Source organism: Leptolyngbya sp. FACHB-321 (genome assembly GCF_014695975.1).
Lineage (GTDB): Bacteria > Cyanobacteriota > Cyanobacteriia > Leptolyngbyales > Leptolyngbyaceae > Stenomitos.
Window position 1 is genome coordinate 38,220 of sequence record NZ_JACJPI010000073.1, and the last position, 19,199, is coordinate 57,418.

Here is a 19,199-nt window from a genome sequence, read left to right on the forward strand (position 1 = left end):
CGCAAATGGTAGCCAAACCTAAGCACCCATCAAGAAAATAATTCGGTTGAGTTCACATCGCGATCCATTCGCTAAAGCGTTGGAATCTGCTTTAGAAGTGTTATAGGCTACACAGCACGGAGTATCAGGCAGCACATAGGATGAACTACCTATGGTATGTAGTTAAAGAGCGCCAGCATAATGAAGCCCCTATGTAGAACTGCCAGAGCGTCTATCTTGCAGAAATTTTCAAAGGCGTAGTCCTTATAAGACCAACCCTGTTGCTGCCGAAGACTGTACCTAGGAAGCTCAGAGATACTTGTATCGCTACAAGCGTCTCAAAGAAACGCTAAATATGCAGATTGCTAATCTCTATTGTGCCCATCTCTTCGCAAGAATGCTTGGTTTTACAGGCTTGATCCGATTCTTTAAAGAATTGAATCGTAATAGTTTCGGGCAAAATACTGAGTCGTATCAATGATCCCGAGCTAGCTGGGCACACTAGAAAGTGAAGTAGGTTTTCGCTCGCGTTTGCCTGCTTGTTCATTTAGCGTTGGGACACCTGGCTGCGCTATGTCTGCACAAAAAATTCAGCTCGAAGCGCTTCAAAAAATTCGGCAGCATATGCAGCACGGATTCGCACTGCCCACCTCAGAAAATCAACCACGATCGTGGTCTTCATCTAGCAACGAGGCAGAACTCCCAGAACCAGATTCCCTTAGCGATCTAGGCGATTTGTTTACGTTTGGGGGCTCGATGGCAGAGCCGACGCATGCGCCAAACAGCCGTGGCGAATGGTTTATCAGCACTGCAAACCCTGGTGCAGTACTCATGAAGCTGCCAGGACTGACGTTAAAGCCAGCGGTGCGACTCGTCGGCTATTTACATCGGCAGCCAGAAGCAGGCATTGGAGTCATTTGGGCAGTGCCAGAGTCGTTAAGCACCACTGCCCACCTGGAAAAAGCGCTAGCAGCCAGCAGCGATCGTGCCCATCCTCCCCGACCCGAAGGCGCGTTCGCCAACCTGATGGAAGCTGTACAGGGCGATCGGACTCCAGCATCCTTTATCATTGCCTCGCTTCTACAGCGCGAATTGAGAGAATTTGGGCGATTGGGCAAAGCCTGCAATTGGTCACACCATCGCCTCATCAGCGCCCCACCGGCTCAGATGCAGTGGCAGTGGCAGGTAGAGCCGCCCAAAGACCTATCGCCCAAAGTACGAGTATTTCCTGATGGCAGAGCCGTGATCGAGTTTTTTAGCTGCCGTGTTGTACCGCCCATTACTCTCTTTCAGCACCTTGATCAGTATCCCAGTACCAATTATGGGGCAGCGGTTTCAGACCGAGCGATCGCTGTAGCAAAGCGAGCCTGACAACAAGCGAGCCTAACAAAGTAGCGTAAGTGCCGTACAGCAGTTTTGCACTCGTCTTAGTTACTGATTGGGGTGAATTTCTTGACAAGCGCAGCCGTTTCTTCGGGTTTTCCAGAAGAGGGAAACAAGAGCACACTCTTGATTTTGGTGTTATTAACCAGTTCCTTCAAACGATATAACTGCTGATCTGAAATGGCGACTCCCGCATATTTCTTGGCATAATCCAGTTCCTGGTTGAAATTGGCATCATTGTACGTTTGAATAAAAACGCGATCGACATTCCAATTTTGCCAATCAGCCGCAAAATAACGCTTGCCCCAATAGGGGTTGTGATGGCAAAGATCAAAGCTAACAGAGGGGTTAGCTTTCTTCATCTCAGCTCTCATCTGTCGCACAAACTTAGTCAAGCGGTCAGTGCGATCGACCTTGCCGGGTAAGCCAGCATGGTAGCCCAGGTAGTCATCCCACTGCACAGCATCAATAGTTGGGTACTTTTGGACAAACTCTACTGCTATCTTTCTGAAAAAGTTAGCAACTTCTGGAACCTCCATGTCCAGAACGTAGTGATCAATGCCAGCGTAGGTTTTATCAACGCCGGGCACAAGCCATCGTTTAGAGATTGCCAGGTCAAAGATCGGACTATTTTTATCAATCTTAATGCCCTTCTCAAAATAAGCATGTACTTGCATACCCTGCTTGTGAGCCTCATCAATCAGCCAGTTTAACCACTGATCTTGAAATTGATTAGGGCAACTTTTGTAGCCCAATATCTGCTGCATAACATCGCTGTTATACATTGTGCAGCCGTTACCCCATACTCCATGAATAATTGTATTAATGCCTTGATCGCGATAATAACGCACTCGCTCACGGATCATTTTTTCACTAGCATTATTAGTAGCTTGATAGCGGCTTAAGTAGATGCCTCTAATTGCTTTTTTCTCCCAAAGAGCTTGAGGTGATGGTCTTTTTTTGAGAGTTGATGATACTGGTGCAGCTTGTGGCTTAGTTAGTCTAACAGCAGAGATTTTTGAGGGGGGAGCGTTGGTAACTACTACAGGCTGACGGGGCGCTGGAGTAAACACAGGAGCAATAGGTGGTTGAGTAGTAGTAGCTGGCTCTTGAGCAGCAGTCAAAAATTGATTGAGCTTTGAGCGATCGATCTGTGTGAAGCCCCAATAGCCAATGCCTAATACAACTAGGATGAATGAGATTGGAATACTTGAACATCCACATCCACTATTTTCTTTTTTAGATGGCATAGCAATGCTAATAAAGGTTCAACAAGTAAAAGAACTAACTTTTACGCGATCGAGACAAACTGTAGTCACTATTGCGAGGTAGCAGAAGGAATCACTTAGGGCTTAGGTGCTACATTAAGCTACTTCACTCCATCGTGCAGTTCCGCATTGTGTTCGCTTGCTTTATCTTTATTTTTCCCAAGTTGCTCTGCTTGCTATGCAGTTGTTGCCTTAAATTTGGGAGAGCCTAATAAGGCTGCTAAGAAGCAACAGCGTTAGCGACCAATTGCCCCACCCCGTACAGATTAGGTGGGGATTATGCAAACAAATTGAGTAGTCGAGCTATCTAACCGTTAAAGACTTCATGATGAATGCCATGAATACGATCGCCCTAGCTTTACAAGGCTAGGCAAGGGCATCCTTCAATCCAGAAGTGTCAATCAGTTACCGTTTCTTTAATCTTCTGGCTGCTCATGCTCGATCACAAACACGTTGGAGTAGAGATTTGCCACAATCTGCTTTCCTTGCTGCGTTAGAGACAGGTAGTAGAGTGCATCTTTGATGTACGGAAACACACCATGCCAGTAAAACTTGGGATAGTTTTTGCGGAGATCGCCGGGATGCCGATAGCCGAGAGCTTTATTAACACCCGTTTCTTCAAATTCGTAGAACAGTGCGCCGATTTTCTTTAAGTAGCGAGGATCGCTAAGTTGCCCAATCAGGTCAGAGGCGCGAATTAAGCCAGGATAGTTAATGGTGTCTTGATGATCTTCGGCAGCAGGAACAGGAAAGCGAGTTAGTTCGATATTGCGCTTGACCAGTTCGGCATCAATAAGTTTATGTCCGCCGAAGCGTTCTTCGATAAACAGCTTGGCACGATCGACGTGATACGGTGTCAAGCCTGCATCCGAGGAGCCAGGTGGCAGATTCACCATACTGTCGTCTTTGCCTGTTGCATACCTCCCTTCGCAATCTTGACGGCAAACGCCCTTCACGTAGCCAATATCATGGCAAACGAGCGAAATGATGAAGTGCAGCCAGTCTTCGCAGGAAACACCACCCATGCGAATGTGCCTGCCGCGCAAAATCTCCTGCCCGACCAGCGTTACTAAAATGGAATGCTCAACGTTGTGGTACAGAGCATCACTGTTGGCAATATTTTCCATCGCCATCGAGCCAACCCAACCAATGATGTCTTCATAGTCAGACTTCCAACCTCCGTAAGTGCGGCGATAGCCTTCCTTGAGTTTCTTAACGAAGTCTTCGATGAGAAGTTCAGTAGCGTTGAACATACTAGCAACTTGCTTGAGTTAAAGGCGTTGGGAAAAAGGTACAGCAAGCAATAGCCAGCATAGTTAGGACGAGTAGGGCGTTGCCTCCACACTCTGCTCCTAATGCCCTAACCTTTTTGGCGATAGCTATCGATAGACGCGAGGAACTCTAGAAACGTTTATACAGGATGACGTGGCAGATGCTGAACATTCAACTAAACTCAGTGAGCTTCTTCATGTATAACAACTCAGACTGATTAATGGACTAAGCTCCTACAATCGCCAACAAAAAACCTGAGCTTGAATACGGCGATCGCGCAGCTTCTAGCAACAAAAATTGACAGTTAGACAAGTGGCACCTAAATCAGCGGCGATCAACCCTGTAACTTCTAACCTGAGAGTAATGCGAGACCCGGACAAACTGAACGAGTCTTGGTGGCTGGCAGCAATTTGGTTGAGTTATTTGGGTGAGGTTTGTCAATGGACTCATATCTGCCTGTATCCTGGTCATCAGTTACGGCAATGATCCCTCAAGCATTGGTGTCAGTAAAAGACCTATCCAACCACGATCTAGTTCTGCGCTGTCAGGCTGATCATCGTCCCGATAAAGCGGCGTTCGCTGAATTGTTGCGACGCTACCAGTCTCACGTTGAAAAAGTGCTTTACCATCTCGCACCCGATTGGCAAGATCGGGCAGATTTGGTGCAGGAAGTTTGGATTCGAGTGTACCGTAACATTCGGCGGCTTAATGAACCGAGCAAGTTCCAGGGCTGGTTGAGCCGCATTGCTACCAATTTGTTTTATGACGAACTGCGGAAGCGCAAACGTCATGCCACTCCCTTATCTCTGGATGCGCCCATCACCTTTAGCGACGGCGAAATGGATTGGGAAATTGCGGCTGATACGCCAGAGCCAGACGAAGAATTGAGTCGGCAAGAATTTTATGGGCAACTGCAAGCGGCGATCGCTGATTTGCCAGAGGTCTTCCGCACGACGATCGTTCTCCGCGAAATCCAGGGCATGAGCTACGAAGAAATTGCCGAAATCACTAAAGCGTCTCTGGGCACCGTCAAGTCTAGGATCGCTCGTGCCCGTCAGCGCTTACAGCTTCAGTTACAACCCTATTTAGACGAGTAAGTATTCAGTTACAACCCTAGTTCGCTGGGTCTTGTTTAGCATTGCTTCCCTACCATTGCAGGTCCTGCACGACTGTTAGTAAGGCTCGATCAAGTTCGTCATCAAGGCTGAGAACACTCTCTAGTTGGTTGGGTTCGACCCATCGCCACATGTCGTATTCATCCGATCGCAACTTAACCTGCTCTTTCTCCTCTAACGTCAATTCGATTTGATATGTAATGTTCACGCTATGAGAGCCGTGATGCTGAGGGGGCTGATGGCGAACCGCGAAACAAGTAGAATAAACGCCAACACACTGAAAGCGGGTAGCCTCTAAATTTTTCAGGTTAGCTTCTTGCCATGCTTTTCTGATCGCTGTAGCTTTTGGTTCTTCGCCTGCTGCCATTCTGCCACCCACAATCCACCAGGACGATCGCGGCTTGGTATTTCGCTTTGCCAACAGCAGTTGGTTCTGGTAAGTGAAAACTAGATCCACACAGGTAAACACCAAAAAGTCGAGTGCTGTACTGTAAGCGGCTTCTGGCATCCGATCGTCAGGAGCCACAGGATTAAGCCGTCCCGCTTCCTGGAAGTGTAGAACATCGCGCATGACTGTGTTTAGAGGCGTGTAAAGAACTCCTCTACTGTGTCATAAGGAACTGCGTTATAAAGAGCGATTCCCGTTCGTGTCATTGCCAGAAGTGGGACGGGGTAGCTTGGTCAGTGGTTGGGCTTTGGCAGCACTTAGTTGCTCATCTGCGATCGCATACCAGACTTGCCCAAACGTGCGCGGATTCAGCGCCTTACCCTTTTGATCAGGAAACAGTTGCCAAAAGCGACCATCTGCCAGTGCATCCAACCGTGGGCTCTTTTTGGCACCCGTTTCGCCTAACGTTGCCAGCCATTGATCATAGTCTCTACGGCGGTAGCTACCGAGCTTCTGACGCGATTCAGGCTTGAGGGTTGCCAGCTTGTCCATGATGCTGCTGGCGATCGCGTTCCATTCTGTGCGTAGCTTGGCTTGTTCTGAATTGCCGAGGCTTTGCGAGCGCAGTTGGGGATACTTAGCGTAAAACGCCTCATCCACCAGGTTTGTGAAGAACTGAAAGTCAATGTTGAGCTGACGACGGTGATCGCGCAAGGCGTCCTCTGAAACAGCTTTAGCGCTAGGAGATGGGCTTGGCGAGGCAGCAGGCTCATTCGGCGAAGCAGCAGGACTCACTGCCACTGGTGACGGTGAAACCGCAGGTTTGGCAGTGGGCTGTTTATGCGGCAAGAACCGCCAGGCGATCGCAGCGAGCAGCAGCACCAAACCCACCACCATCGCGGTAGAAGCACGTGGATCACTGTTGCCCTTCCGCTTGGGACGTAAACGCTTTTTGGGTAAGCGGGCGGGGAAGGGTTGTAAGGCATCGCTCGCTTCAGTTGCTTCGGGCGTGCTCTTTGTAGGTAAATGAGTGGGGAAGGGTTGTAAGGCATCGCTTGCCTCGGTTGCTTCGGGCGTGTTTATTGGTGCGGCATCAACAACAGCGGTTTCCAGCAATGGCTCTAAGATATGTGACACCTGTGCGGCTGAGGCAAGCCGTTTTTTGGGCTGGGGATGCAGCATCTGGCGCAGCAACCGCGTTAAGGTTGGGTTTACTGCCACCAGTGGTTCCCAGTCAAGCTGCTGAGTCTGGCTGTTATAGAGCGCTTGTGGCATTTTCCCTGTCAAGAGGGCGATCGCGGTGACTGCTAAAGCATACAAATCACTAGTAGGGTCAGCCTTGCCGTGAAGTTGCTCTGGTGGCACAAAGCCCCATTTTCCTAAGGTCTCATTTTGATCAAGGGGATGAAGCTGCAACTGCGTGACTAGTTCTCGCACCAGCCCAAAGTTAATCACGATCGGCAACTGGTCTTGCTGCCGCAAAATCAGCGTATCGAGCGACAGGTTGCGATGCACCACTCCGCGATTATGCAGATAGGTCAGCACTGGCAACACTTTGAGTAAAAACTGAATGACTTCTGCTTCGGAAAAACACTGCCCCTGTGCTTGGCGCTCGCTCAACAGCACACCGTAGCTTTTGCCTTCCACATAATCCCGTATCCAGTAGAACCGCCCATCTTGGGCAAACATCATGCGGAGGCGGGGCAACTGCGGGTGCTGAAGCTCATACAACCCTGACACTTCTTGATGAAAACGCTGCCGCAAGCTTTCTACCACTGCAGGATCTTGCTGCACTGGCGTAAATTCTTTAACGACACAAAGTTCATTCAGCCGCTTTTGGTCGCGTGCCAGGTAGGTTTGACCAAATTTACCCTGTCCCGCTGCACCAATGAGACAGTAACGGTTTTGAAGCAGAGTTCCAGGAGCGATCGGAGGGCGCATGGCAGTGTTGGCTTAACGTGGGCGATCGACAAAACGGGCAACAGCTAAAAAGGCGCTAAAGCTAGCTTTCGGACAGAGGTAATGCACTTTTTTTGCTGCAAACAACCAAAGGCAAGGCGCTTAAACAGCAAAATCTGGAGCCGTTGCGGTCTAGATGTTAGCCCATCTCATGCCCAACGCTCACAACTCAACCGTCAAATTTAATCACTTGAGGGTTGACAGAATTATAGGACATCTGTACTAAAATCGTGCCATATTTGTAAGCAATTGTCGCGTAACGCTTGAAGAAAAGTTGCAGGAATGGTGGAAACCATAATGCCCTTACGGCATGGCTTCAGCGATCGTGCCTCACCATTAGTACGCCCGTCACCATCTAATGCTAGAGGAAGGGCGATCGTTTGCGAAAGCAACCTTAATATGGCTGTAGCGAATGTTAAGCAGTTTAACAAGTAAGCAGTTTAACAAGGCTATGTGGTAGCAAGCCTGAAGCATTGAACACATCAACATTAGTTGATCGGCGACGGTCTTTGCGTCCTTCAAAAGCATTACAGAGTCAAGCGGTGAACCCTTCTCTTCCATCACGCTGGATTCGCCCTGAGCAGAACTCTCCATGCTCTACTCCACAGCCACTCGCCATTCGTACAGTTTGTAATGCACGCAGCCATTCTGTACAAGCGGATCTTGCGCTACGATCGCGGCGGCTTCATCCATCGAAGCGGCTTGAAAGAGAAGCATACCGCCGCCATAGCAACCCCAATAGCCCGATTTTGCCTGGTGTCCTTTGGCAATTAAACCGCGCACGAAGGCTTTGTGAGCCGGAACATATTGGTCGAATAGGGGCTTATCGACGATTCCTTCTTCAATCTTGACGAACCACGGCATGACAAGGTGTTCCTTTGAGTCAAACAAACGATCGTTTTTTTGTTGCGTTGTTACCATCACAGGCGATTCAGGACTACGCCAATGAGGTGAAGCAGGTTTTTGTCGATCGCTACAACAGTCGCGCAGCGCTAAAATCACCACCCCACATCACGTTACAGCCGCCTTTTGAATGGAGGACGGCAACGCATTCTGACCTGAGCGCAACCTTAAACGAGTTTGCTGCTCAATTTGCGCCAATACCCATTATGCTGTCGGGTTTTGGGGCATTTGCACCGCGCGTGATTTATATCAATGTTATCAAGTCAGCGGCGCTGCTGACCCTACAGACCGCGTTAATGCATCGTTTGGAAGAGTCTCTAGGGATTGTCAATTTGAGTGCAAAAACGCGATCGTATGCGCCGCACATGACCGTTGGTTTCCGCGATTTGACACCAGAAAATTTTCGGGCGGCTTGGGCAGAGTTTCAGTCGCGCCCCCTGGAGCTTGAGTTTACGGCCACTCATCTAACCTTGTTAAGGCATGATGGGCATCAGTGGAGCGTTGACACAAAATTTGCGTTTTTAGCAAGTTAACGGCTCTAGCGTTTAACTATTAGCGTTCAGCTATCAGCGGTCGGCCATTAATTCGTGCGTATGTCCTTAAGTGTCAATCGCTCGATTGGCAAATAGCCCTCGATTAACAAATCTGACCCGATCGATCGCCATTGCAGTTGTTCCAGTAACAGTGCCTCTGTCATTGTTGTGAAACCCAAATCGCTGACTGGAGAGGGTGCCGTGCTGCCGCCGATGATTTTGGGGGCGACGAAGGCAAGGACTTTTTGGATCGCACCATCCGCGATCGCTCGTGCTGCCAGCGTACCGCCACATTCCCACAAGACGCTGAGACAACCGCGATCGTACAAATGCGCCATCACTCTGGCAGGCGTTAAGGAGGTGCTTTCAATCACTTCCACGCCCTGTTGTCTGAGGGCGTTTTGCACATCTGGTTTTGCTGTTGCTTCAGTGAAAACTAACGTGGGGGCGATCGCTGTTTGCCAAAGTTGGGCATCGAGGGGCAGATCGAGCGATCGACTCATCACGACTCGTAAGGGCGTGGTTGCTTGACGGCTCGTGAGGAGAGGATTGTCGCGCCGAACGGTGTTGCCACCCACAATAACAGCATCGCAAGTGGCTCGTAGCTGATGGACTTCAGCACGAGCGGCGGCACCTGTCACCCAGGCACTATGCCCGGTAGTGGTCGCAATCTTGCCATCTAACGTCATGGCGTACTTCAAAATGCCAAACGGACGCTGGTGCAAAACCCGATGCACAAACGCTTCGTTCAGCTTGCGACAGTCTGCTTCTTCGATGCCAACCGTGACTTCGATGCCTGCCTGCCGAAGCCTGGCAATCCCACCTCCCGACACTCTGGGATCCGGATCGACCATGCCAACCACAACGCGCTGCACGCCTGCCGCAACGATCGCCTCGGAACAAGGTGGCGTGCGTCCATAGTGGTTACATGGCTCCAAATTTACATAGAGCGTTGCGCCCAGGGCGCGATCGCCTGCCTCTCGCAGCGCAAAGACCTCCGCATGAGGCTGTCCAGCAGCAGGATGAAAGCCTTCACCGACGATCGTGCCTGCTTGCACAATCACAGAACCCACTAAGGGATTGGGTGCCGTGCGTCCTAATGCCCGTCGTGCCAAAGTCAGACAGCGCTGCATCAGAGCACGATCGTCCATTCCTGAATTGTCCATCGCTGAATCGTTCATATTTGGATCGTCCTGATCTGGATCGTCCATTGCTGCGGCATGGCTCACTTGAGAACGCTGGCTTTATACGCTGCCCAACCACCGAGGTCAGAAATGTCTAACCAGCCGTACTTTTCAACCAGTTCACGCGGGTAGAGAATTGCCGTCAGCACCTCGCCATCTTCTAAAACAACATCAGCAGGATACATATGAGGCGGTTCGGTGGCTAGCAGGTGCTCGTACTCGGCGATCGTTAGTTCATACACTTCACCCGGAATCGAAATGCCACCCTCAGCAACTTCGTAAATAGCAGGATGCCAGCCATCGGCAGCGGCGTGTAAGCGATACTGCGATCGCGTCTTGGCTTCTCGAATGAACGTTGCCGCTTGCAGGTTGCCGTGGTCAGGTTGTCCCCGTAGCGCCGATCCACAAATAAACACTCGCTTCGCACCCGTCGTTTCCGTCATGACGCCTCTTAAATTCGTGACAATAGGGATTTTAGCGGGAGGAACTTTGAGCAAGTATTTGTACACCTTGAACTACTGGCTCCCGCTGGGTTGTTCTAAGTTTAGGGTTAGCCCGTTCTTTGTTACAAGTTAGACCACCAAGAATCAAAGCTGAGGGAATGCTGATGCCTGTTCTTTCCAAGCTCACAGTCAATGGCGATCGCCTCAACCGTACGCTCTGGCAACTGGCAGAAATCGGCAAACTGCCGGACGGTGGCGTGAGTCGGCTTGCCTTTAGCGCTGACGATTTATTAGCGCGTCAACAGGTGCAAGCCTGGATGATCGAGGCAGGGATGACTGTTCGGGTTGATGCGGCAGGTAACATCATTGGCAGCTATGCAGGACGCTACCAAGGGGCAGCAGCATTGGCAACTGGCTCACACATTGACACTGTGCCGATCGCAGGACGCTACGATGGCTGCCTGGGTGTTTTAGCAGGCATTGAAGTGGTGCGAGTGCTGCATGAACAGAACACGCGGCTGAACCATCCCCTTGAAGTCATTGTCTTTACGGATGAAGAGCGTTCAGTACTGGGCTGCAAGGCGATGGCGGGCGAGGTCAAAGAACCACCAGAGTATTACGCGCGGTTAGATGGCTCACCGATTCAGGAGTGTCTACAAAGGATTGGGGGAGATTGGTCAAAGATTTCTACGGCTCAACGCACCCGTTCAGAGCTGGCTGCCTTCGTAGAACTCCATGTCGAGCAAGGCGGCGTGCTGGAGCATCAAGCGGTGCCAATCGGGGTGGTAGATGGCATTGTGGGACAGTATCGGTTTGCGGTCAACGTGATGGGACGCATGAATCACGCAGGCACAACACCTATGCATCTGCGGAAAGATGCACTGGTGGCTGCGGCTCAGATGGTGCTGGCAGTGAACAAAGTCGGAGTTGAAATTCCTGGTGATCAGGTGGCAACAGTTGGATATCTCAATGTTTCGCCTAATGCGACAAACACGGTGCCTGGTAACGTCGATTTCCGTATTGACCTGCGCGATCTGTCCCAAGAACACCTGGAGTTGTTGGTGAACCGCTTGAAGGATGAATTTGCCGCGATCGCCACTGCTACCCAGACCGAATTTACCCTCCGCGAGACGCTTCATATCCTGCCTACTATTGCGGCTCCCCATATCAAAGAAGTGATCAAGCAGGTTTCCGAGCAGCTTGCCTTACCTTACATTTGTCTTCCCAGTCGCGCCGGACACGATGCCCAAGAGATTGGACGTTTCACCGATATGGGCATGATTTTTGTCCCTAGCCAGAATGGCATCAGTCACTCAATCGACGAATACACAACACCGGAACAATGTGCTCAAGGTGCCAACGTCCTACTGCATACCTTTTTGCAGTTGGATCAAGCGTACCCAATCAACGAGACAGCTATTAACGGCTAAGAAGACGCTCACGACCGAGGCCTGAGGCATTAAACTCAAGTGAGATATACATTCGTTCACAAACCAGATAAACTTTTCGCTTGTAAGTAGTTTTACGCTCGTTAAAACGGAACTAAGTCATGGTCACGTATCGATCTGTTATCGCTTTTGTTTTAATGCTGCTCACTACGATGCTGGTTAGTTGTAGCAGCGTTACAGAAACAAAGCTGCTGTCTTACACCACAGCACAGGTAGAGGAAATTCAAACGTATGCAGGGGATCTTTTAGAACTGCGCGATCGCCTGCCCGAGCTTGCCGATCTGGTGCAAAAAGAAAACTGGACTTTTGTGCGTAACTTCATTCACGGTCCATTGGGAGAACTGCGTACCAAGATGATCTATCTTTCGCGCAATCTACTTCCCAATGATCAGGAAAAAGCTGCTGCACTAGCAAAAGAAACCTTCCAAAGCCTAGTAGCGCTTGATGCCGCCGCCGAGAAAGCGGATTACAAAGTAGCAGTTCGCAATCTAAGCAAGACAGTGGCGGGTCTCAATGACTTTCTGGAGCTAGTGCCTAAAAGTTAGGGAGTAAGGAGCCGAAAAGAGGAAGCAGGCTTTCAGCGCTTCCCCTATTGCTTGCAGCGACGGCTCACTGCTTCACTGACGGTGACTCAAAACTGTTCCCCTTACAGTGCATGACTAACGTTGTAATCGTCGGCTGTGGTGTGGTTGGGGCAGCGATCGCCTATGAACTCAGTGATGTTGAAGGTTTGGCAGTAACAGTACTCGATCGTCAGCAGCCTGCTCAAGCGGCAACGGGGGCAGCGCTCGGTGTGCTGATGGCAGTCATTAGTCAGAAAACAAAGGGCAACAACTTGCGGATGCGGCTAACAGGCATTGAGCGCTACAACGCCTGGATTCCTGCGCTAGAAGCAATCACTGGTCAGACCATTTTGTTTAACAAACATGGTCTATTGCGCCTTTGTTTTGAAGGGGAGCCGTTGGAACGCTGGCACAAACTAGTAGAAATCCGGCGATCGAAGGGTTTTCAGCTAGAGATGCTCGATCGCGCCCAACTAGCAGCTAACTATCCCCAACTTGGTTTGGAACGAGTGACGGCAGCAGTTTATTCGCCGGACGATCGACAGGTTGATCCAACTGCACTCACACAAGCGTTGGTAGCTGCCGCCGCACAAAAGGGCGTGACATTTCAGTTTGATACCAATGTTGAGGGCGTTGAATGCTGCGATCGCTCTCATTTACTTTCTGAAACCGCTTTACAACTGTGTCAGCAGATTCAAACGACTAAGGGTACGCTGCCAACAGACTGGCTGGTGATTGCTGCTGGCTTAGGTTCTACGCCACTAACTGCCACACTTCAGCAGCCTGTTGATCTTCGTCCTGTCTTGGGGCAAGCAATCCATGTGCGGCTACCGTACCCGCTAAAAACATTGCAACCGCAGCCTGTGATTACAGGTGAAGATGTTCATATCGTCCCGCTAAGCGGCAAGGACTACTGGATTGGCGCAACGGTAGAGTTTCCGACTGGCACACTAGCATCCACACCAGATGCAATGGCGTTGGAGACAGTTATGCAGCAGGCGATCGCCCTTTGCCCAGCTTTTTCAGAAGCAGCGATTATCCGTGCCTGGTCAGGGTTGCGTCCCCGACCCGAAGGTCGCCCTGCCCCGATCGTCGAACACCTTTCAGGTTATGGCAACGTGCTGCTAGCAACGGGGCACTACCGCAATGGCGTCCTGCTGGCACCTGCAACAGCAGAAAAGATTCGACAACTTATTGGTGTTGGCTAACAAACAAGTTTGAGAGAACCGTTCTCTCTTTACTGGGCAACAGAAAAACCCTTGCGGGTCGATCGAGTTTCTGCCATCTGTACTTCAAAGCTGACACGATCGCTCCTGTCGCCAGTTTTCACCAGCAACGTCCAACGTCCCGGCTTCGGCACCCAAAAAATGGAGCCAGGGGTTTGAGTTGCGAGCGGTTGCCCATTCAGCAGCCATTCCACAGTTTGGTTTGATGGGCTTGCCAGCTTAAATTGAAGTCGCTGAGCAGAGTCAGTGGCTCCAGGTTCTAGTAAAAAGACATCACCATTACGAGGTGAAAGAATTCTTAAACCATCGGCAGCGGTTGGTATAAGCGGCTGCATTGCCAGCCATTCGTTGTATTCTGGCGGCAGTTTCAAGCGATACTCGCGCTGCCCCTTGCTAGTTGCCACTGCTTGATAAAACGGATCGGGTTGGCGATCGTACTCACCCAAAGCCTGTGGCTCGAAATACTCCTGCACCACCGAGGGACAAGCAGGGGTAGGCCGCGCACCCGACAGCGCACAGATTGGACGCTTGACTAGCCCACTGGGTGCTGGAAAAGCGCTTGGTTCTCGCTGTTCATGCAAATGCAGCATGATACGATTCCACAACGGAGCCGCACCCGTAATACCTGACACTTGACGCATCGGTGCGCCATCAAAATTACCAACCCAGACCGCCACGGTGTAGTCTCTGGTAAAACCGATCGTCCACGTATCGCGAAAATCAGACGAGGTTCCGGTTTTAACCGCTGCCGGAAACGGCAGACTCAACAGCGAATCAACCCCAAACGCTTTAGCACGAGCGTGCGGATCATTCAGCATATCGGTGATGAGAGACCAAGTGGAGGATGAAGCATGAGGGATGGAAGATGGAGCATAAGGAATGAGAAGTTTTGCATTTTGGGTTTTGCGTTCATCCTGCCTTCTGCCTTTTGCCTTTTGCCTTCTGCCTTCTGCCTCCTGCTTCCTGCCTTCTGCCTCTCTCATCCCCCTCAACGCCACTGGCTGTCCTTGATTTGCCAAGACCAAATAGGCTCGTGCTAGCTCCCACAGGCTGACTTCGCCGCCGCCGAGAGCAAGCCCCAAGCCATAGTGGTCAGCGGTTTGAGTCAGGTGGGTAAAACCAAGCTGATGGAGGCGATCGAGAAACGCTTTCACGCTCACCTTCTCCAGCACCCGTACGGCAGGCACGTTCAAAGAGTTTGCTAAAGCGACACGCACACGCACAGGTCCTTGAAAGGTTTCGCTGTAGTCTGAGGGCGTGTAAAGCTGGGCACCGGGAATAGCATAGCGGGTCGGAATGTCAGCAAGGATCGTATTCGGACGAATCACTCGTCGCTCCAGCGCTAGTTCGTAAAGGAAGGGTTTGAGCGTAGAACCAGGTTGACGGAGCGCTTGCACACCGTCGTTTCGACCTTTTTGAGCATCTGCAAAGTAGTCCGGTGACCCGACATACGCCAGCACATCGCCAGAACGGTTATCTAGCACCAAAGCTGCGGCATGATGGACATTATGTGGCGCTAAAGCTTGGATCATCTGCTGCACTTGCGCTTCAGCAAACTGCTGCAAGGGGAGATCGATCGTCGTCTGTACCTGAGCAGGATGGGTCGATCGCTGATCAGCTAACCAAAACAGAAAGTGTGGTGCTGCAACAATGCCCTGCTGCCGACGTTGTAGCGATAGTTCTTCTTGCCACGCTCGATCCGCTTCTGCACGGCTGAGATACCGATCCTGGGTCATACGGTCAAGGACATACGTCTGCCGTCGTTTTAGCGCCTCCCAGTGATCGTAGGGGTTGAGATGATTTGGATCATTCGGAATTGCCGCTAAGACGCTGGCTTGAGCAACGTTTAGATCGCTAGCAGGAATGCCGAAATAAATGCGTGCTGCCGCTTCTACGCCGTAAATGTTGCCGCCCATGGGCAGCCGATTGATATATGCCTGAAGGATTTCGTCTTTGCTCATGCCAGCGGTTAAGCGCCAGGAGAGCCAGATTTCCTTTAGCTTCTCTGGCAAGGTGCGGGGCGACGGTTCTAGCATCCGCGCAAGCTGCATCGTAATGGTCGAGGCACCACTGACAATCTGACGGGCTTGAAGCGCTTCCAACATGGCACGCCCGATCGCCCAACCATCCAACGCCCCATGCTGATAGAACCGCCGATCCTCTGCTGCCACGATCGCCTGGATAAAGTGAGGCGACACCTGCTGCAACGGCACAGTAACGGTATGCTCCTGGTCGCGCGTTAGCACAGTGCCCAGCAGCAACCCATTACGATCAGTAAACTCGATCGCCTGCTGATCTTGCACCAAATGCACAGCCCGAATGGGAGCCAGGTAGGGCAGTGATCGCACCACGATCACCAAGACAACCAGCGTCAGGATGAGCTTGGCAAGTGAATGTTTGGCATACCATCCTGTAAGGACAAGCAGCCATCGTCGCTGCACCTGAATCATGTTTTTCAGTTGCTTGGTGTGTAACCACCTGCGTTGCTGCATCGCCATCTCCTCTGCATCGCCAACGTCGCTGTCAGTTGACTACATTCCACGCTACAGGCTATCCGGCAAGTCACACAATCTGTTAAACCCAAGAATCCTCTGGGAACTATGAAACAGATCAAACAGGGTCTGTCTTGCGATCGCCAGGGTGCTTCTTGATGAAAATTAAGCCTCACTATAGGACTGCTCTCGCCAAGCAGTTCTCTCAGCCGCCTGCTGCCGGGTTCTCCTTGCTAGAAATGATTGTGGCTATCGTCATTAGCAGCACTCTGTTTGCCATTATGGCTCCTAGTTGGGCAGAGTTGGTCAAGCTACAGCGCCTCAACGCTGCTCAAGAAAGAGTGCTGCAAGTCATGTACGACGCTCAGAATCGCGCCAAACACAAACGCATCGCTATGCAAGCTAGTTTTCGAAACCCGGACGGAGTGATCCAATGGGCAATCCACCCAGTCAGTGTTACACCAACGGCAGCACTCTGGAACCGGCTCGACGCCAATGTGAAAATGGATGACGAAACAACGTTACAGCAGTCAGATGGCGTTCGCAGAGTACAGTTTGACCACGACGGCACTGTTAATGGGTCTCTTGGAAGGCTTACCCTGTCTGCCATAAGCGGCGGCAAAGCCAAACGCTGTGTCATTGTCTCGACGCTATTAGGAAAGCTTCGCACCGGGACAGAGCATCCAACCAAAAAAGACGACAAGTTTTGCTACTGATGGTTAAACGCGTTCAACACCTTTTCCGTTTTTTCACGATCGATCTTCAAGACCAACGTCCCCAGCGGTGGCAAACAGAGGTCAATCGAATAAGGCTGATTGTGGTACGCCCATTCTTCTGTCCACTTCCCGCCAAGATTTCCCATATTACTGCCGCCATATTCACGCGAATCGCTGTTAAACAGCTCGGTATAGAAACCTTGCTGAGGCACACCCACACGATAATGTGAGTGAGGTTGAGGCGTAAAATTGCACACCGTCACGACAAATTCGTCGGAATCTTTAGCCCTACGAATGAACGAAACAACGCTATGGCGATTATCGCTACAGTCAACCCACTCAAAGCCATCCTGACCAAAGTCTTGAGTATAAAGCGCTGGTTCACTGCGATAAAGCTGGTTTAGTGCTCCTAGGAAGTGCTTGAGCTTTTGGTGAGGTTCGAACTGAAGCACCTGCCAGTCTAAATCACTCCAAACGTTCCACTCGTTCCACTGCCCAAACTCCATGCTCATAAACAGCGTCTTCTTACCGGGATGCGTGTACATATAGGCGTACAGGCAGCGCAAGTTCGCAAATTTTTGCCATTCATCCCCCGGAATTTTACCCAGCATATTGCTCTTGCCGTGGACAATCTCATCATGAGAGAGCGCCAGCATGAAGTTTTCGCTGTGGTTATACCAGATGCTGAAGGTGAGGTTGTTTTGGTGAAACTGACGGAACCACGGATCCATGTGGAAATAGTCCAGCATGTCGTGCATCCAGCCCATGTTCCACTTTAGGTTGAAGCCCAGACCACCAACGTAGGTGGGCCAGGAGACCATAGGCCATGAGGTCGATTCTTCTGCGATCGACAGAACGCCAGGAAAATAGCTAAAGACAGTGTGGTTCATCTGGCGAAGAAAATCTGCCGCTTCAATATTTTCTCTGCCACCATACTGGTTCACGAGCCATTCACCTGGTTCGCGACAGTAGTCGAGGTAGAGCATTGATGCAACAGCATCCACACGAATCCCGTCAATGTGGTATTTGTCAAACCAGAAGAGGGCATTGGCGACGAGATAATTCCGCACCTCGTTACGGGCGTAGTTAAAAACGAGGGTGCCCCATTCCTTGTGTTCCCCCTTGCGAGGATCAGCATGTTCGTAAAGGTGGGTGCCGTCAAAAAACGCTAGCCCGTGCCCGTCTTTAGGGAAATGACCAGGAACCCAGTCCACGATGACACCAATACCTTGAGCATGGCACTGATCCACAAAGTACATAAAGTCTTGCGGGGTGCCGTAGCGAGAGGTGCAGGCGTAGTGACCTACAACCTGGTAACCCCAGGAACCGTCAAACGGGTGTTCGGCAATCGGCAGCAGTTCGATATGCGTGAAGCCCAGATCCTTCACGTAGGGAATGAGTTTGGCAGCGAGTTCCCGATAGGTCAGAAACCGTGCTCCAGGTTTAAGTTCAGAAACGGCCACAACGGGTTCTGGCTCACCGTTCGGTAACAGAGCAGGTTCATTAGAGGCAGCGTGCAGCCAGGAGCCAAGATGACACTCATAAACGGTGATCGGCTGGGTTAGTGGTTCCGTATGACGGCGCTGTGCCATCCAGTCATCGTCATTCCAGGTGTAGGTTTCAAGATTGGTGACGATCGACGCAGTTTTGGGCCGCGCCTCTTGCTGAAAGCCATAGGGGTCAGATTTTTCGTAAATGTGACCATCCTGGTTTTTGATCTCGTACTTGTAGCGAGCATCCACGCCAATTTCGGGAATAAAGAGATCCCAAATGCCACCACCCAGTTTCCGCATCTGGTGCTTGCGACCATCCCAGGAGTTGAAGTCACCCAGCACAGACGCGCTGCGAGCATTGGGCGCCCAGACAGCAAAATAGACACCGCTAACACCGTTCATTTCGGTCAGGTGGGCACCCATCTTTTCGTAGATGCGATGATGATTGCCTTCTGCAAAGAGATGAACGTCGAAATCAGTCAGGTAGGGCGATCGAAACGCATACGGGTCGTAGATAAAGCGCTCGTGTTCACCTTCTTGCAAGCGAAATTGATAGTTAGAAAGTTCGACACCCTTGATCGTGCACTCAAAGAAGTGAGGATGGTGGGTTGCTTGCATAGGATATTCTGCCCGTTGCTCTGGCAGCACTACCCAAACAGCGTCAGCATTCGGCTGATAGGCTCTCACAATCCAGGCTTGCTGACCATCGTTCTCTACCATATGGGGACCCAGCACCTCAAACGGATCATGATGCTGATTCCAAACGATCCGCTCTACTTGGTCTGAAGTGATGGTCATTGTCATGAAGCTACCTGCCTAAGAAAAAATATTAAG

17 protein-coding genes are annotated in these 19,199 nt (G+C 50.9%); 7 read left to right on the forward strand and 10 right to left on the reverse strand.

Features of this window, described 5'->3' with window-relative positions:
• The first annotated feature begins 552 nt into the window (after window positions 1–552).
• Window positions 553–1,350, forward strand: coding sequence for a hypothetical protein (locus tag H6F76_RS20270; protein ID WP_190511015.1), 798 nt, complete (start codon window positions 553–555; stop codon window positions 1,348–1,350).
• 56 nt (window positions 1,351–1,406) lie between these two features.
• On the opposite strand, the gene H6F76_RS20275 is transcribed toward H6F76_RS20270, so the two are convergent.
• Window positions 1,407–2,612 carry a family 10 glycosylhydrolase gene (locus H6F76_RS20275; protein ID WP_190511017.1) on the reverse strand — a complete coding sequence of 402 codons (1,206 nt, stop codon included), beginning with the start codon at window positions 2,610–2,612 and terminating at the stop codon, window positions 1,407–1,409.
• 434 nt (window positions 2,613–3,046) lie between these two features.
• The gene (locus H6F76_RS20280) at window positions 3,047–3,883 is read right to left on the reverse strand and encodes an Npun_R2479 family HD domain-containing metalloprotein (protein ID WP_190447876.1); all 837 of its coding nucleotides are present in this window, start codon (window positions 3,881–3,883) and stop codon (window positions 3,047–3,049) included.
• Window positions 3,884–4,342: 459 nt separating this feature from the next.
• Between H6F76_RS20280 and H6F76_RS20285 the strand changes: the two genes are divergently transcribed.
• Complete coding sequence (locus H6F76_RS20285) at window positions 4,343–4,999, forward strand: sigma-70 family RNA polymerase sigma factor (protein WP_190511019.1); 657 nt, start codon at window positions 4,343–4,345, stop codon at window positions 4,997–4,999.
• 49 nt (window positions 5,000–5,048) lie between these two features.
• On the opposite strand, the gene H6F76_RS20290 is transcribed toward H6F76_RS20285, so the two are convergent.
• The 4 genes from H6F76_RS20290 to H6F76_RS20305 form a co-directional block, all read right to left on the reverse strand.
• The gene (locus tag H6F76_RS20290) at window positions 5,049–5,588 is read right to left on the reverse strand and encodes an NUDIX domain-containing protein (RefSeq protein WP_242036764.1); all 540 of its coding nucleotides are present in this window, start codon (window positions 5,586–5,588) and stop codon (window positions 5,049–5,051) included.
• A gap of 54 nt (window positions 5,589–5,642) precedes the next feature.
• Window positions 5,643–7,346, reverse strand: a complete 1,704-nt coding sequence (locus H6F76_RS20295) for a serine/threonine-protein kinase (protein WP_190511021.1) — start codon at window positions 7,344–7,346, stop codon at window positions 5,643–5,645.
• 224 nt (window positions 7,347–7,570) lie between these two features.
• Complete coding sequence (locus H6F76_RS20300; protein ID WP_190511023.1) at window positions 7,571–7,756, reverse strand: hypothetical protein; 186 nt, start codon at window positions 7,754–7,756, stop codon at window positions 7,571–7,573.
• 205 nt (window positions 7,757–7,961) lie between these two features.
• Window positions 7,962–8,228: a YciI family protein gene (locus H6F76_RS20305; protein ID WP_190447866.1), complete on the reverse strand. Its 267-nt coding sequence runs from the start codon at window positions 8,226–8,228 to the stop codon at window positions 7,962–7,964.
• A 14-nt stretch (window positions 8,229–8,242) separates the two neighbouring features.
• Between H6F76_RS20305 and H6F76_RS20310 the strand changes: the two genes are divergently transcribed.
• The gene (locus H6F76_RS20310; protein WP_190447864.1) at window positions 8,243–8,800 is read left to right on the forward strand and encodes a 2'-5' RNA ligase family protein; all 558 of its coding nucleotides are present in this window, start codon (window positions 8,243–8,245) and stop codon (window positions 8,798–8,800) included.
• 47 nt (window positions 8,801–8,847) lie between these two features.
• Here H6F76_RS20310 and ribD read toward each other — a convergent pair whose 3' ends face one another.
• Window positions 8,848–9,981, reverse strand: a complete 1,134-nt coding sequence (gene ribD, locus H6F76_RS20315) for a bifunctional diaminohydroxyphosphoribosylaminopyrimidine deaminase/5-amino-6-(5-phosphoribosylamino)uracil reductase RibD (protein WP_347276085.1) — start codon at window positions 9,979–9,981, stop codon at window positions 8,848–8,850.
• Between the two features lie 44 nt (window positions 9,982–10,025).
• The gene (locus tag H6F76_RS20320; protein WP_190447861.1) at window positions 10,026–10,427 is read right to left on the reverse strand and encodes a gamma-glutamylcyclotransferase; all 402 of its coding nucleotides are present in this window, start codon (window positions 10,425–10,427) and stop codon (window positions 10,026–10,028) included.
• A gap of 158 nt (window positions 10,428–10,585) precedes the next feature.
• Here H6F76_RS20320 and H6F76_RS20325 point away from each other — a divergent pair, with 158 nt between their 5' ends.
• From H6F76_RS20325 to H6F76_RS20335, 3 genes are all read left to right on the forward strand, one after another.
• Entirely contained in the window at window positions 10,586–11,857 is a 1,272-nt protein-coding gene (locus H6F76_RS20325) for a Zn-dependent hydrolase (RefSeq protein ID WP_190511025.1), read from the forward strand.
• Window positions 11,858–11,976: 119 nt separating this feature from the next.
• Window positions 11,977–12,420, forward strand: a complete 444-nt coding sequence (gene psbQ, locus H6F76_RS20330) for a photosystem II protein PsbQ (RefSeq protein WP_190511028.1) — start codon at window positions 11,977–11,979, stop codon at window positions 12,418–12,420.
• A 110-nt stretch (window positions 12,421–12,530) separates the two neighbouring features.
• The gene (locus tag H6F76_RS20335) at window positions 12,531–13,646 is read left to right on the forward strand and encodes an FAD-dependent oxidoreductase (RefSeq protein ID WP_190511030.1); all 1,116 of its coding nucleotides are present in this window, start codon (window positions 12,531–12,533) and stop codon (window positions 13,644–13,646) included.
• Window positions 13,647–13,675: 29 nt separating this feature from the next.
• Here H6F76_RS20335 and pbpC read toward each other — a convergent pair whose 3' ends face one another.
• Entirely contained in the window at window positions 13,676–16,156 is a 2,481-nt protein-coding gene (gene pbpC / locus H6F76_RS20340; RefSeq protein ID WP_242036766.1) for a penicillin-binding protein 1C, read from the reverse strand.
• A gap of 158 nt (window positions 16,157–16,314) precedes the next feature.
• On the opposite strand from pbpC, the gene H6F76_RS20345 reads away from it, so the two are divergent.
• On the forward strand, window positions 16,315–16,872 hold the full coding sequence (locus H6F76_RS20345) for a prepilin-type N-terminal cleavage/methylation domain-containing protein (protein ID WP_190511031.1): 558 nt from the start codon (window positions 16,315–16,317) through the stop codon (window positions 16,870–16,872).
• Here the strand turns inward: H6F76_RS20345 and glgB are convergent.
• Window positions 16,866–19,169, reverse strand: a complete 2,304-nt coding sequence (glgB, locus tag H6F76_RS20350) for a 1,4-alpha-glucan branching enzyme (RefSeq protein WP_190511033.1) — start codon at window positions 19,167–19,169, stop codon at window positions 16,866–16,868. The two genes, H6F76_RS20345 and glgB, sit on opposite strands and share 7 nt — an antisense overlap.
• Window positions 19,170–19,199 lie beyond the last annotated feature (30 nt).

What these genes read in the sequence shown, in the direction of transcription:
- H6F76_RS20270 (WP_190511015.1), top strand. Translation starts at nt 553, where the DNA reads ATGTCTGCACAAAAAATTCAGCTCGAAGCGCTTCAAAAAATTCGGCAG.
- H6F76_RS20275 (WP_190511017.1), bottom strand. Translation starts at nt 2,612, where the DNA reads ATGCCATCTAAAAAAGAAAATAGTGGATGTGGATGTTCAAGTATTCCA.
- H6F76_RS20280 (WP_190447876.1), bottom strand. Translation starts at nt 3,883, where the DNA reads ATGTTCAACGCTACTGAACTTCTCATCGAAGACTTCGTTAAGAAACTC.
- H6F76_RS20285 (WP_190511019.1), top strand. Translation starts at nt 4,343, where the DNA reads ATGGACTCATATCTGCCTGTATCCTGGTCATCAGTTACGGCAATGATC.
- H6F76_RS20290 (WP_242036764.1), bottom strand. Translation starts at nt 5,588, where the DNA reads ATGCGCGATGTTCTACACTTCCAGGAAGCGGGACGGCTTAATCCTGTG.
- H6F76_RS20295 (WP_190511021.1), bottom strand. Translation starts at nt 7,346, where the DNA reads ATGCGCCCTCCGATCGCTCCTGGAACTCTGCTTCAAAACCGTTACTGT.
- H6F76_RS20305 (WP_190447866.1), bottom strand. Translation starts at nt 8,228, where the DNA reads ATGCCGTGGTTCGTCAAGATTGAAGAAGGAATCGTCGATAAGCCCCTA.
- ribD (WP_347276085.1), bottom strand. Translation starts at nt 9,981, where the DNA reads ATGAACGATTCAGCGATGGACAATTCAGGAATGGACGATCGTGCTCTG.
- H6F76_RS20320 (WP_190447861.1), bottom strand. Translation starts at nt 10,427, where the DNA reads ATGACGGAAACGACGGGTGCGAAGCGAGTGTTTATTTGTGGATCGGCG.
- H6F76_RS20325 (WP_190511025.1), top strand. Translation starts at nt 10,586, where the DNA reads ATGCTGATGCCTGTTCTTTCCAAGCTCACAGTCAATGGCGATCGCCTC.
- psbQ (WP_190511028.1), top strand. Translation starts at nt 11,977, where the DNA reads ATGGTCACGTATCGATCTGTTATCGCTTTTGTTTTAATGCTGCTCACT.
- H6F76_RS20335 (WP_190511030.1), top strand. Translation starts at nt 12,531, where the DNA reads ATGACTAACGTTGTAATCGTCGGCTGTGGTGTGGTTGGGGCAGCGATC.
- pbpC (WP_242036766.1), bottom strand. Translation starts at nt 16,156, where the DNA reads ATGCAGCAACGCAGGTGGTTACACACCAAGCAACTGAAAAACATGATT.
- H6F76_RS20345 (WP_190511031.1), top strand. Translation starts at nt 16,315, where the DNA reads ATGAAAATTAAGCCTCACTATAGGACTGCTCTCGCCAAGCAGTTCTCT.
- glgB (WP_190511033.1), bottom strand. Translation starts at nt 19,169, where the DNA reads ATGACAATGACCATCACTTCAGACCAAGTAGAGCGGATCGTTTGGAAT.